This is a genomic window from Colwellia sp. MB02u-6 (assembly GCF_014077095.1).
In the GTDB taxonomy this organism is placed as follows: Bacteria; Pseudomonadota; Gammaproteobacteria; order Enterobacterales; family Alteromonadaceae; genus Cognaticolwellia.
The window spans coordinates 264902-277284 of sequence record NZ_JACGVG010000038.1; the positions used below are offsets into that span (position 1 = coordinate 264902).

13 protein-coding genes are annotated in these 12383 nt (G+C 36.5%); 6 read left to right on the forward strand and 7 right to left on the reverse strand.

From position 1 onward, the window contains the following. Positions 1-222: 222 nt before the first annotated feature. The 3 genes from H4J46_RS17410 (at position 223) to H4J46_RS16060 (ending at position 2862) form a co-directional block, all read left to right on the forward strand. Entirely contained in the window at positions 223-294 is a 72-nt protein-coding gene (locus H4J46_RS17410) for a hypothetical protein (RefSeq protein WP_310650261.1), read from the forward strand. A 211-nt stretch (positions 295-505) separates the two neighbouring features. Then, positions 506-1810: an inosine/guanosine kinase gene (locus tag H4J46_RS16055; protein WP_182234613.1), complete on the forward strand. Its 1305-nt coding sequence runs from the start codon at positions 506-508 to the stop codon at positions 1808-1810. A gap of 161 nt (positions 1811-1971) precedes the next feature. Next, positions 1972-2862 carry a cation diffusion facilitator family transporter gene (locus tag H4J46_RS16060; RefSeq protein WP_182234615.1) on the forward strand — a complete coding sequence of 297 codons (891 nt, stop codon included), beginning with the start codon at positions 1972-1974 and terminating at the stop codon, positions 2860-2862. Between the two features lie 459 nt (positions 2863-3321). Here H4J46_RS16060 and H4J46_RS16065 read toward each other — a convergent pair whose 3' ends face one another. Further along, complete coding sequence (locus tag H4J46_RS16065) at positions 3322-3747, reverse strand: hypothetical protein (RefSeq protein ID WP_182234617.1); 426 nt, start codon at positions 3745-3747, stop codon at positions 3322-3324. Between the two features lie 218 nt (positions 3748-3965). Here H4J46_RS16065 and H4J46_RS16070 point away from each other — a divergent pair, with 218 nt between their 5' ends. Then, positions 3966-4436, forward strand: a complete 471-nt coding sequence (locus tag H4J46_RS16070) for a hypothetical protein (protein ID WP_182234619.1) — start codon at positions 3966-3968, stop codon at positions 4434-4436. Positions 4437-4695: 259 nt separating this feature from the next. On the opposite strand, the gene H4J46_RS17585 is transcribed toward H4J46_RS16070, so the two are convergent. The 5 genes from H4J46_RS17585 to H4J46_RS16095 form a co-directional block, all read right to left on the reverse strand. Beyond that, positions 4696-4848 (reverse strand): DUF2789 family protein, encoded by a 153-nt coding sequence (locus H4J46_RS17585; RefSeq protein WP_310650262.1) that lies wholly within the window; start codon positions 4846-4848, stop codon positions 4696-4698. 172 nt (positions 4849-5020) lie between these two features. Continuing rightward, positions 5021-5632: a paraquat-inducible protein A gene (locus tag H4J46_RS16080; protein WP_310650257.1), complete on the reverse strand. Its 612-nt coding sequence runs from the start codon at positions 5630-5632 to the stop codon at positions 5021-5023. Between the two features lie 83 nt (positions 5633-5715). After that, positions 5716-6321, reverse strand: coding sequence for a 5'-deoxynucleotidase (gene yfbR, locus H4J46_RS16085; RefSeq protein WP_182234621.1), 606 nt, complete (start codon positions 6319-6321; stop codon positions 5716-5718). 9 nt (positions 6322-6330) lie between these two features. Then, a complete protein-coding gene (locus H4J46_RS16090) occupies positions 6331-7557 on the reverse strand; it encodes a pyridoxal phosphate-dependent aminotransferase (RefSeq protein WP_182234623.1) in 1227 nt (408 codons plus the stop codon). A gap of 632 nt (positions 7558-8189) precedes the next feature. After that, the gene (locus tag H4J46_RS16095; RefSeq protein ID WP_182234625.1) at positions 8190-9899 is read right to left on the reverse strand and encodes a proline--tRNA ligase; all 1710 of its coding nucleotides are present in this window, start codon (positions 9897-9899) and stop codon (positions 8190-8192) included. 207 nt (positions 9900-10106) lie between these two features. Between H4J46_RS16095 and H4J46_RS17420 the strand changes: the two genes are divergently transcribed. Both H4J46_RS17420 and H4J46_RS16100 read left to right on the forward strand, forming a co-directional pair. Continuing rightward, positions 10107-10451, forward strand: coding sequence for a hypothetical protein (locus H4J46_RS17420; RefSeq protein WP_259365908.1), 345 nt, complete (start codon positions 10107-10109; stop codon positions 10449-10451). A 69-nt stretch (positions 10452-10520) separates the two neighbouring features. Then, entirely contained in the window at positions 10521-11351 is an 831-nt protein-coding gene (locus H4J46_RS16100; protein WP_259365909.1) for a TonB-dependent receptor, read from the forward strand. A gap of 192 nt (positions 11352-11543) precedes the next feature. Here the strand turns inward: H4J46_RS16100 and H4J46_RS16105 are convergent, their stop codons facing one another. Then, on the reverse strand, positions 11544-11939 hold the full coding sequence (locus H4J46_RS16105; protein ID WP_182234627.1) for an RNA-binding S4 domain-containing protein: 396 nt from the start codon (positions 11937-11939) through the stop codon (positions 11544-11546). Between the last annotated feature and the right edge of the window lie 444 nt (positions 11940-12383).

Genomic DNA, 12383 nt, shown 5'->3' on the forward strand with positions numbered 1-12383 from the left:
AAGTAGGTAAGTGAATATAGTTCGTGCTTAACATCATTTATTCCAGATAAAGGTAATTTAACCAAACTGTCATATAAATTGATTAGTGTAGAGCAAACTATCAATAGGAGTATTTGTGATGCAATCTAAAGAATGGCAAGAAGAAAACCTTAATGATATCGATGCTTACTTCGATAATCAGAAGAAAAAAATAGTAAACAGGCTAAGCGTAAGTGGCAAGAAATAGAGGCTTTTAAGGAAAAAAAAAGAATGCAGCGAGAAATGGCGTCTTATGATGATTACATAACACATTAATATGGAATGTGAATACTCAGCCATATTATGTTTGAGCGTAAATGATTGGCATTTTGTTGTCGTAGTTTGCGCTCTTTAATTTCATTTGTACTGGTCATGATATTCAAACCAGCGATTATAGACATTTCTCCAAAATTTAGGTGATGGTTCTGGTCAAACCAAAGGGCATTGCGCTATAATCCGTTTTTTGTCATTAACCGTGTATTACTTCATGAAGTTTCCCGGACGCCGTCAACATCGACATTACTTTCCTGTCGACCATAAAAACCCATTAACAAACCAAGTAAGTCCTAGCGCTCAAGCGGCTCAAAACTATATTGTTGGTATAGATCAGGTTTTAGTGGATATTGAAGCTAAAGTTGATCAAGAATTTTTGAATGAATTTGATTTAAAACTTGGTATGTCACAGGTTATCTCAGACGAAGTTACTCTGCGCCTTTATCAACGTTTGAAAGATGAATCGCTAATCAATTATGAATTTGCTGGCGGCACTATTGGCAATACTATGCATAATTACTCTGTGTTAGCGGATGACCGTTCAGTTTTATTGGGTGTAATGTCCAAAAACATACATGTTGGTGACTATGCTTACCGGTTTATAAGTAATACCTCTTCACGTGTTGATCTTAACTATCTTCAGCCTGTCGATGGCCCTATTGGTCGTTGTTTTACCTTGATTGATGATAACGGTGAGCGCACTTTTGGTATTAATGCTGGCTTAATCAATCGTCTACATCCTGATTCTATTGATGAGTCATTAATTGCTGGGGCTTCAGCACTGGTTATTAGCTCTTATTTGATGCGCACACAAGCTGGCGACACCATGACCCAAGCAGCAATTAAAGCGGTAAAATGTGCAAATGCTGCTGGCGTACCTGTGGTATTGACCTTAGGTACTAAATTTTTGATTGAAGAAGAACCTGATTTTTGGCGTGATTTTGTTCAAAAGCATGTCAACATACTGACCATGAACGAAGAAGAAGCATTAGCCATCACGGGTATTGAAGAACCACTACTCGCTGCGAATAAATGTTTGGATTGGGTTGATATGGTTATTTGTACCGCCGGTAAACACGGCTTATATATGGCGGGCTATGTTGATGAAACGTTTAAACGCGAAAGTGAATACCCATTATTATCAGGCGAGATAGATGAGTTTAATCGTTATGAATATTCTCGTCCCATGTTATTGAAAGATTGCCAGCAACCGATGCGAATATATACCCATTCTGCACCTTACATGGGAGGCCCCGAAAGTATCAAAAATACCAATGGCGCTGGAGACGCAGCGCTTGCAGCTATATTACATGACTTAAGTGCCAATGTTTATCATAAAAATACTGTGGAAAACTCAAGTAAGCATGAGCAATTAGCCTTAACTTACTCGTCATTATCGCAAATGAGTAAATACGCCAACAGAGTTAGTTATGAAGTATTAGTACAACATTCTCCGCGTTTGTCACGTGGTTTACCAGAACGAGAAGACAGTTTAGATCAAGCCTATTGGTCACAGTAGTTAACGGTAAACCTGCGGATAAAATCCAGTAGCGTTTAGTCTTTGTTATGGAGGCAACTTTTTAATTAGCTAAATTAAGATAACAATAGCAACGCTTTTTAATTGATAAGAGCACATGGAACATACTATTTAATTACTTTAATGAGACATTGATTTTTTGCATGACTACTCTTACAACACATAAATCATCACAACGTCGTTTACTGATTGCATTGGCTATTACCAGTGTATTCATGTTGCTGCAGCTCGTTGGCGCCACCTATGCAAATTCTTTAGCGGTATATGCAGATGCAGGGCACTTGTTTGTGCATAATAGTTCACTATTTATTGCCTTAATAGCGTCGACCTTAGCGATAAAATTCGGTCGAACGTTTAGTGATGGTTATCGTCGTTTAGAGCTTTCAGGTGGCCTGATCAACGGTACGTTATATTTACTGATCAGTTGTTGGATTTTATTGCAAGGGGCCGAGCGATTATTTGGCCACGAACATCATGATGCACATGAAATAAATACTTTTGTTATGTCGGCGGTTGCCTCGTTAGGGTTTCTATTTCACGGCGCGTCAGCGTATGTTTTATATAAAGGCCGTAAAGATAGTGTTAACGTTTATGCGGTATTTTTGCATACCTTTTTTGATCTGCTATCTACCATAGTCACATTCGTCACCAGCATTGTCATTCATGTTACGGGTTGGACAATTGTCGATTCGTTGTCGAGCATACTTATTTCTGTATTTGTACTTTATACAGGCTCTAAACTACTTTATAAATGTATTAAAGGTTTATTTTTTAATGGCGTTCGCTTACCGGCATTGAAGAAAATTGAAATGGCTCTGCAAGGTTTAGAGCACATAGACAATGTGCACAATTTAATTGTTACAAGTGACAGCGGCCAAGTAGTGGTTGGTGCTCATATCGTACTAAAACACCAATGTACTTTAGAAAAGCACGATGAAATATGCCGCTTTCAAATCGAGCGTATGCTAAAAGAACAATTCGATGTTAATACCAGTGTACTGCAAATTGAGGCGAGTGGCTGTAAGCACAGTTAATCTAATGTTAACTCTGTTTTAATTACGCTATCAATAACAGTTTACATTGATTTAAAGCTTAATAGTTTAGGATGTAAATCTACTTATTAGGTTTGATAATCGCTGGTCATAACCGCGGGTTCTCTTTGAAATAATATTCATTGGTGTAATACATGCCAAAATAAATCAATGCTGAAAAAACTGTTAACTTTTAACGAGTGAACAATGGCTGATCTGCCGTTGATAGAGGCGATAAATAACATCTTTTCTATAGCTACTTTTAACTACAGTTCTTAATACAGCCAGCTTAGCCATAAAAAGAGATTTTTTTGACAGGTGTATGCCCCATTCTTTGTCGCCAAGATTAAAAGCATTAGTTATTAGCACTTAATCCATATTATGCTGACGTAAGGCGTATTCAAGACCTGTTTTTGAGCCAGCAACACTACTAATACGATCGAGTTTGAGTAAATGAATAGCTTAGCTATAACTGTTAACGCTTACTTTATTTAATAAATTATCTTGGTCAAACTCTTCATTAAAATGTGCATTTCTAATCACGCCAATACTGTTAAGTTTATATAACTCATCGTAATGTTCAATGGTAATATTATTTCTAATGAGTACAAGCACTTTCGATAGCGAGAGAGGACCAATATATTCAACATCATTGGCAATAAGATTGTTTTTGAAAATAAGGGCTAAATCGAGTTCGCCAGTTTTCAAAGAGTGCATAATTCTGGCGTATGGGTAAGGTGCTAATGCCAGTTTTACTTTGAGATTTTTGGTCACCTCTTGTATTGCAATAACCCCTACGCCTGTAAATGCTGTACCCTGAGAAAAACGGTTAAATGGTGGGAAAGGCGGTAAGCTAATACTAAGGGTTTTATCGTTAGCGTAAGACAAATTATTTGTTATTGTTAGCACTAAAAAAATAAAAATTTGTATGCGATTACTTATAAAGATTTTTCAACACGACTCAGTTACCAAATTAATTAGTTGACCATTAGAGTGTCACAGTGCTCTTTATGACATGATTTTTTTTTATGGTCTTTGAAGCATAGTTAGCTTATGATCACCGTAAACGCTATATTATAAATAGCTTTTATTTCACTTGGACTTTTATGTTAGAAATTCACGGTCGTTGGAAAATAAAGGTTACTGATAAAGTACTTATGCAGTGGTTTGCAGATTCATGGAATGAAGAAGCTATTATTACTTATGTAAAAGAGTTTAAAGCAGCAGCAGTACCTTTGGTGGGTAGTGATTGGGCAATAATTTCTATTTTTGAGCAGTGGGAGTTAGGTATACCAGAAATAGAGCAACATGTTATTGAGCTTTGTGAATGGTTTAAAGAACAGGGTTGTATTAAAGATTGCCATGTCTATCAAGCTAGTCCAGTTAAAGAAATGCAATTAGAAAAAATGATACCACAAACACATCGGGGCTATGAGCGCGCAGTCTTTGACAATTTAAATGATGCCATTAATTGGCTTGACGCCAAAGGTTTTTCTTTAAATCAAGAACAGTTCTTATATGACCTAATTAAATCAGGAACTCAGTTCAATCACGTACTTAATTCAAATAACCATTAAATAAACTATGTTATGTATTGTAAAATACAAAATATAGGACAATATCAGATTCAGTTAATGGATATAACCTAGATAACTTATATAAGTTATTGTTAGTAAATTTTAATAAATAAAGCACTAACGTCCAGTAAGATAAATATAAGTGTTATGGTGAAATATTTATTAAGAGATTATTAATGAACTATAAGAGCTTGTCGAAGAATTATAATAGGCATTTTTAACGTATCGTTTTAGAAGAAACTAAGCTTTTTTTAATTGTTTAGTTTCTTAATAAGGCGTCTAAGCTATCAACAACTTCACTCCAATCAGAATCAAGTACAATAGCTTCTTGTAAAAATTGCACTTGGCCATTGCTCCAAAAATCAGCATTAGCAAGTGCCTGATTTTCTGGGATACTAGAATTAGATGCAATAACCCCTTATTTCCTCATCACTATTTTTAATACCCAATTGAGCGAATAAGTTTGCCCTATTGTGCTTTGAAAGTTCTATAAAATACTCCTGTATTAAGTATTTAAGTGCCTAAGTATAGTAACTATAGAAGAACTTACTTTATATGATCAATAGTTTTAATCCATCACAGTTTTAATCTATCAAAGTGTTAACTGATGGTGATGGTGATAGCTTTTTGGTCTTGGTGTTAAGACTACTGTTACTCATACTTGACCCTAATAAAGATAATAGGCAATAGCTAGTAAAGAAATAAAAGCCTGGTCCTAATGCGGATAATGTTTCACTGCTGACAATAAAATCTAACTTAAAACCAAATAACGCTAATTGTTGTTGTGCTGCGGTTTCAGCGTGATTAGTTGATAGTACTGCAAGAAAAATGGCGACAACAAAAACGTCAGCCATTGACCATTTGCCAATTTGGCTAATAAACTTATAAACGGTAATCTCTAATCTAGCGTTTTTACTTGCGTAAGCAATACTGAGTAAAATAAATTTCAATACCGGTATTGAAATAGAAAAAGAAAAAATTAATAAGGCCACTAACAGGCGATCATCTTGCCAAAGCTCTTGTATGGTTTGTAACAATGACAAGTTTTTATCAATGATTGTATTCGTGATTTTTGCACCACTGACATTAGCTGTCATGACCATATTGAGAGAAAACATTGGCAATAATATACCCGGAATAAATAATGTGATGGCAATAAGGTTAAAGAAAAAACCTAAATGTTTTTTAATCATCATGTTATAAAATTTTCCAAAATTAAGTTGAGCAGGTATATAATATTGTTAGCGATATTTCTAGCAGGCATCCCTGGTGAACTACACTATTTTTTAACTTGAACTTCGGTTAATTTATCAACCGTTGCTGAGCATGATTGCAGAAAAACATCCATAAAATAGCCGACTTCAGGCATTTGCTGTTTAATGGTGTCTAGCTTTAATTCTAAACGTTCTTTTACATGATCAAACTCATGGTTTTGATGATTTAATTCATCAAGCGCTTTAATATAAGCCACTAAAATATCAGCTGCCTTGACAATTTTCTTATATTGCTCATCCACGTTATCTTGCACAATTATATCGGCAAACATTGCTTGAAACTCTTCAGGCAAGGACTGAAGACATTGCTTTTCAGCTATATATTCAATTTTTTTAAACTCTCGAGCAATCTCAGGATTAGCATATTTTGTTGGGCTAACAATATCACCAAAACGGGTTTCACTGGCTTCATGATAAAGTGCAACAGTAGCTACTTTGTCAGCATTAATGTTGCCCGAAAATTTTTGATTTTTAATCACCGCCAGCAAATGGGCGACAATAGCCACTTGATGAGAATGCTCAGCAACATTTTCTGGTTTAACACAAAACATCAATGACCAACGTTTAATCAGTGGCATTCTGAACATCCAGGCAAGAAAAGTACTTTGCATTATATAACCTTATTCACTTGTTGACTGACGGTAAGTACGGAAAAACTTGCCTAGTTTTTCCAATGCAGGTTTTAATTCGTCCACATGCGGTAGAAACACTAAGCGAAAGTAATTGTCTTGCTTAATATTAAAGGCGCGACCGTGCACCAATAGTATTTTCTCTTGCTTGAGTAAGTCTAAAACCATTTTTTCATCATCATGGATGTTAAATTTTTCTTGGTCTACTTTAACAAACAAATATAAAGCGCCCATAGCGGGGTTGCATGACAAACCATCAATATTGTTGATCATTTTATGCGCAAGATTACGTTGCTTTAATAAACGGCCATCATTTTTAATTAATTCATTAATGCTTTGATAGCCACCGAGTGCGGTTTGAATAGCATGTTGGGCAGGCACATTGGCACACAAGCGCATTGAAGAGAGAATATCTAAGCCTTTTAAATAATCTTCGGCATGTATTTTAGGGCCAGTAATCACCATCCAACCGGCACGAAAGCCAGCGATACGATAGTTTTTAGATAAACCACCCATAGTAATGATTAAAACATCGTTTGCTAATCTTGCGGTTGGAACATGTTGTGCTTGGTCATAAAGAATTTTATCGTATATTTCATCACTGAATATGATCAAGTTATGTTCACGCGCAAGTGTGACAATACCCTGAAGCACTTCTTCGCTATAAACTGCACCCGTAGGATTATTAGGGTTGATCAAAACAATAGCTTTGGTTTTTGACGATATTTTGCTGGCGATATCCTCCAGATCTGGAAACCACTGATTTTCTTCATCACAACGATAATGCACAGGTTTGCCGCCAGACAGGGCAACTGCTGCAGTCCATAATGGGTAATCAGGTGCTGGAATGAGCACTTCATCGCCATTATCTAACAAACCTTGCATCGCCATAACAATGAGTTCGCTGACACCGTTACCGATATAAATATCGTCAACACTGACATCTAAAATGCCTTGTTGTTGAAAGTACTGCATTATGGCTACGCGTGCAGGGTAGATCCCTTTTGACTCACAGTAACCCTGAGCTGTTGGCAGATTATGAATAACATCTTTTAAAATATCATCAGGCGCTTCAAAGCCAAAGGAAGCAGGGTTGCCAATATTAAGTTTTAAAATTTTATAGCCTTCATCTTCTAAACGTTTGGCTTCTGCGGCAACTTGTCCACGAATTTCGTAGTAGACGTTTTTTAATTTTGAAGATTTGGTGATAGTTTTCATAATGGCAGTCTTATAAATGATAAAAGTGAATTAACGTTATCGTCATCGTTAAAAGAAAATTAAGCTAAGCATAAAGCTATAGTCATTGTGTGAGCGTATTTTATTTAGTTATTAACCACTTGCGCTAGTTAAAATAACTTAAGGAACTACTTACATGGATGTGAGTAGTTAGGTGTTGTCTTGAACTAAAACCTGTGTCCTTAAGCCAAATAGCTCGTAATCAATGAATCCAGCGCAGTACCTTAATTTATTTTCTTGCACACAACAAGTTCACAAACTTAATGGCAGTGGTATTACATTAATCTGCTTGAGTCCATTGTTGCTAATATTACTTAACTTTGAAACAGTTACTTGCAACTTTTTATAATAATTCACTAATAACTCATTAATAACTATACCATCTTATTATTATGATTGATTTTTCAGCTATTTATTCAACTTGGTATATTAAGTTTTGCTCAGGAGAATTAGCCAATAGGTTGACCGAATGCTTGACGGGATGGGATAGTTGCCATTGTTTGTGGCACAGTTAGTAACATATTGAGATAAAAAACGGCTGTGCATAAACTGCAAAGCCGTTATTATATTTAGCTTCGTTTGACCTTTAGGGCCAAACTTGCAAAGAGCCGTGATTAGGCAAACAATGACATAACATCACTTATTGCTAACATAGACTTTTCACCAGAAATACGATTTTTTACTTCAATTTCTAGGTTGTCGAGATTACGTTCACCAATAATAAGTAATAATGGTGTACCAATTAATTCATGATCTGCAAACATAACCCCAGGGCGTTCTTTGCGATCATCAAAAATAACTTCTATACCCGCTGTTTGTAATTGTTCATATAACGCTTCGGCAGTTTCTTTAACACGAGCTGACTTTGCCATGTTCATTGGTACAATGGCAACTTGATAAGGTGCAATCGCTGCGGGCCATTTAATACCATATTTATCGTGGTTTTGTTCAATGGCAGCGGCAACAATGCGTGAAACGCCAATACCGTAACAACCCATAGTCAAAATTTGGTTTTTACCATTTTCCGTTAACACGCCACAGTTCATTGTTTGAGCGTACTTTTCACCCAGTTGGAAAATATGACCTACTTCAATACCACGTTTAATAACAATGCTACCTTGACCACAAGGGCTAGGGTCACCCGCTATTACATTACGTAAGTCGGCAACACTGTAGTTTTGTGCGTCACGATCCCAGTTTACGCCGGTTAGGTGCCTATCATTTTTATTTGCGCCACAAACAAAGTCAGCTAAATGCGCCGCACTTCGGTCAACAATAACATCAATACTTAAATCAACCGGACCAATTGAGCCCGCATTACAGCCAGCGGCGGCTAAAATTTGCTCGTCAGTAGCAAAGGTTAATGGTGAGGAAATTTGTGCTAAATTTTCAGCTTTAACTTCATTTAACTGATGATCACCGCGCAAGACTAAAGCAACAATAGGGGCTTTATTTTCTTTTGTCGCTGCGCCAAGGATCAATAATGTTTTAACTGTATGGCTGGCATCAACAGATAAGAACTTGGCAAGATCTTCTATTGTTCGCACGTTAGGGGTTGAAACCTTCGTTAAACTTTGTTTTGCTGCAGGTCGTTCACCCATTGGCGCTAGCGCTTCTGCTTTTTCAACATTAGCAGCGAAATCGCTAACATCACTAAAGGCGATGTCATCTTCGCCTGAGTCGGCTAAAACGTGAAATTCATGCGAAGCTTCGCCACCAATAGAGCCAGTATCAGCAATAACTGGGCGGTAATCTAGGCCTAAACGGTCGAAAATACGACAATAGGCATCGAACATTGCTTGATATGTTTTTTTCAAACACTCCTCACCTAAATGAAAAGAGTAAGCATCTTTCATTAAAAATTCACGCCCACGCATTACGCCAAAACGAGGACGAATTTCATCACGGAATTTTGTTTGAATTTGAAACAAATTTAATGGTAGTTGTTTATAACTACTAATTTCGTTACTAACCAGCTTAGTGATCACTTCTTCATGCGTTGGGCCTAAAACAAAAGCACGATTATGGCGGTCATTTAAACGTAATAACTCTGGGCCGTAATCTTCCCAGCGGCCCGACTCTTCCCATAGGTCAGCGGGCTGAACCATTGGCATTAGTACTTCTAATGCGCCGGCTCGTTCCATTTCTTCACGCACAATGTTTTCAACTTTACGAAGTACCTTTAAGCCTGTCGGCAACCAAGTATATAAACCTGATGCGACATTACGCACTAAACCAGCACGTAACATTAATTGATGACTGATAACTTCAGCACTAGCAGGGGTTTCTTTCAAAGTTGAAAGTAAATATTGGCTTGTACGCATTGAGAAAAAATTCCATTAATAAACAAGTATAAAATATGGCGCTTATTCTAGCAGGGCAATTTCAGCCACAAAAGGTTTAAATTGCGCCAATAGAGAAAATTTTCTTATAAATGAAGATTAATAGTAGTTAATTCCCTTAAGCACTTGTTGGTTCTCGTCCATACCGCCAATGGTCAGTAATTTTCCATTGAGCTCTAAAAGGCCACAATGGTCCATAGCAACAGCTTTGCATTTGGTAATTCCCCTGACGGTTGTCAATTCTGCTTTAATGGCGAAGATTATGAAAATTACTCGCTAGGTGTGAAGAAAGTTAATGTCGGTTCGACATTAAGATTTGATCTTACTAATAATATTTCTTTTAACAGTGACTTTAAATACCTTCGTTCAGACGTAGTACAACAATTCCAACCTTCATTTAGATTCGGTAGTATTAATGTTGATGTAGAAGATAATGCCTTTTTAGATGCGGGTTTGCGTCAAACATTATTAGACGTGGGTCAAACTAATGCAGGGATGGCTAAGTTTTTGAATAGCTTGGTAACCGCTCTGTAGCTAACCGCCGTAACTTATTTAGATATACTGCAGGTTTTGAAAGGGCAGTTTCCAGTTAGTAAAACTGCCATGGATTGGGAATTATATTACGTTAACGGTGAAACAACTAACGTACGTAAAACACTTAATGACTTAATACCAGATAACTTTGTTGCAGCTGTTGACTCAGTAATTAATCCTAGTACTGGCCAAGCAGCGTGTCGTAGTCAAGTAGCTAGTGCTCAAGGTGATGATTACGAAGATCCAGCCTCTGTGAATGGTAATAATTGTGTTGCATTCAATCCATTTGGCCAAAACTCTTCACAAGAAGCTCGTGACTATGTGTCTGCAGATGTAACAAGATCTGATATTATCAAACAAGAATTTGTTGGTGGTGTAATCTCGTTTGATTCAGCAGAATTTATAAAATTACAAGGTGGTGGTATCGGGTTTGCTGCTGGCTTTGAATATCGTGAAGAGTCTTCAGAGTCAGTTACTGATGAATTCACACCGCGTGGTTTTTTAACGAGCGCTGCTTTACCAGACTCATACGGTGAATACGATGTAAGTGAATTTTTTGTTGAAGTAAGTTTACTTCTACTTGCTGGGATGAAATTAGCACATGAACTCACTGAAGATCCAGCGTTTCGTACCGCTGACTATTCTCATGCTGGTAAAGCAGAAGCATGGAAAATTGGTTTGATGTATGCACCATTCGAAGATTTACGAATTCGCGTTACAATTGGTGAAGCGTTACGTGCTCCAAATATTACTGAAGCATTTGATCCAGTTTCTCCTGGCTTTGCACGCATACGCGATCTATGTGATGCTGATAATATTTCAGATGATCCAGATCGCGCAGGAAACTGTACTGCTTTGGGCATTTCTTCAGATTTCCAAGCAAACGATACAATTAATTAATATAGTTTGGCTTGCTTAATTTTTGGCGACCAACTGATATAAAATTAAGTTATAGAGTTTTGTGCTAAGTACTTGAATGAGTAAAGCCGTTTTTAGGCACAATATTATCTGTAGGATGGAATTTATGTAGTCAACTTAACAGACTAGGTTCAGTTTAGATGCTTACTTGCAACAATCGCATACTAAGCGGAATTAAAAAGAAATTGGTTTGCGCTTTGAGCGAGCTTTATCAGTGACTTGAACACTTTGTGCTTTGTCATTATTAATGGATTTTTTCTTTTTAGCTTTTTTAAACGCGTTCTGTTTAGTTAAGGTGGCTTCTGCTTGTTTTTTTGTTGTTAGGGGGAGTTCGTCTTTGCCTATTTTAACAACATTAACCTGAATAATTTCACTGTTAAATTCTATGATATCAGCGTGATAAACTTTTTTGCGCTTTTGAAATTCTACTTCGTTATTCAATAACACATACCCCTCACTGATTACTATTTTAGCTTCACCGCCACCACTGACCATATTCGCTATTTTTAATAATTTGCAAAGTTCAATAGGTTGTGTGGAAACATCAATAAGCGGAAAATTTGAAGGCATGTAAGGTCTATTCTTGTAGTTAACGAAAAAACTGATTATATCTTACTTGTTTTGTGATGTCGTTGTCGTATTAGCGAGAACGGCAAGTAAAGTTAATAACTAGAGTAGCGTCAATTATCAATGCCTAGATAATGTAATACCCCCGTCAGCAACCATTATTTCGCCAGTATTAACCGTAGCGGCAATACATGCATTTATGGTTAAATTAAAGTAGTATTGCATTTATTGATGTAAACGAGCGGGCTGTTGTCCGCTTTTTTGTTGCCTAAATTCTGTAACACATTTAAATAATAGGTTTTTTCATTTTAAACAATATTTTCATTTGACAAGCTTGGTGATTAATTTTTATTTATAGATTAATTGTAACGCTTGATAACTTATGAATAACGATATTTGAACGAATAAAAACCAATTATAAAAACACTTAATATAAAAAATAGTAAC

Excerpts from the sequence above, each read along its gene's own strand:
- H4J46_RS16055 (WP_182234613.1), top strand. The coding sequence starts at position 506 with ATGAAGTTTCCCGGACGCCGTCAACATCGACATTACTTTCCTGTCGAC.
- H4J46_RS16060 (WP_182234615.1), top strand. The coding sequence starts at position 1,972 with ATGACTACTCTTACAACACATAAATCATCACAACGTCGTTTACTGATT.
- H4J46_RS16070 (WP_182234619.1), top strand. The coding sequence starts at position 3,966 with ATGTTAGAAATTCACGGTCGTTGGAAAATAAAGGTTACTGATAAAGTA.
- H4J46_RS16080 (WP_310650257.1), bottom strand. The coding sequence starts at position 5,632 with ATGATGATTAAAAAACATTTAGGTTTTTTCTTTAACCTTATTGCCATC.
- yfbR (WP_182234621.1), bottom strand. The coding sequence starts at position 6,321 with ATGCAAAGTACTTTTCTTGCCTGGATGTTCAGAATGCCACTGATTAAA.
- H4J46_RS16090 (WP_182234623.1), bottom strand. The coding sequence starts at position 7,557 with ATGAAAACTATCACCAAATCTTCAAAATTAAAAAACGTCTACTACGAA.
- H4J46_RS16095 (WP_182234625.1), bottom strand. The coding sequence starts at position 9,899 with ATGCGTACAAGCCAATATTTACTTTCAACTTTGAAAGAAACCCCTGCT.
- H4J46_RS17420 (WP_259365908.1), top strand. The coding sequence starts at position 10,107 with ATGGTCCATAGCAACAGCTTTGCATTTGGTAATTCCCCTGACGGTTGT.
- H4J46_RS16100 (WP_259365909.1), top strand. The coding sequence starts at position 10,521 with ATGGATTGGGAATTATATTACGTTAACGGTGAAACAACTAACGTACGT.
- H4J46_RS16105 (WP_182234627.1), bottom strand. The coding sequence starts at position 11,939 with ATGCCTTCAAATTTTCCGCTTATTGATGTTTCCACACAACCTATTGAA.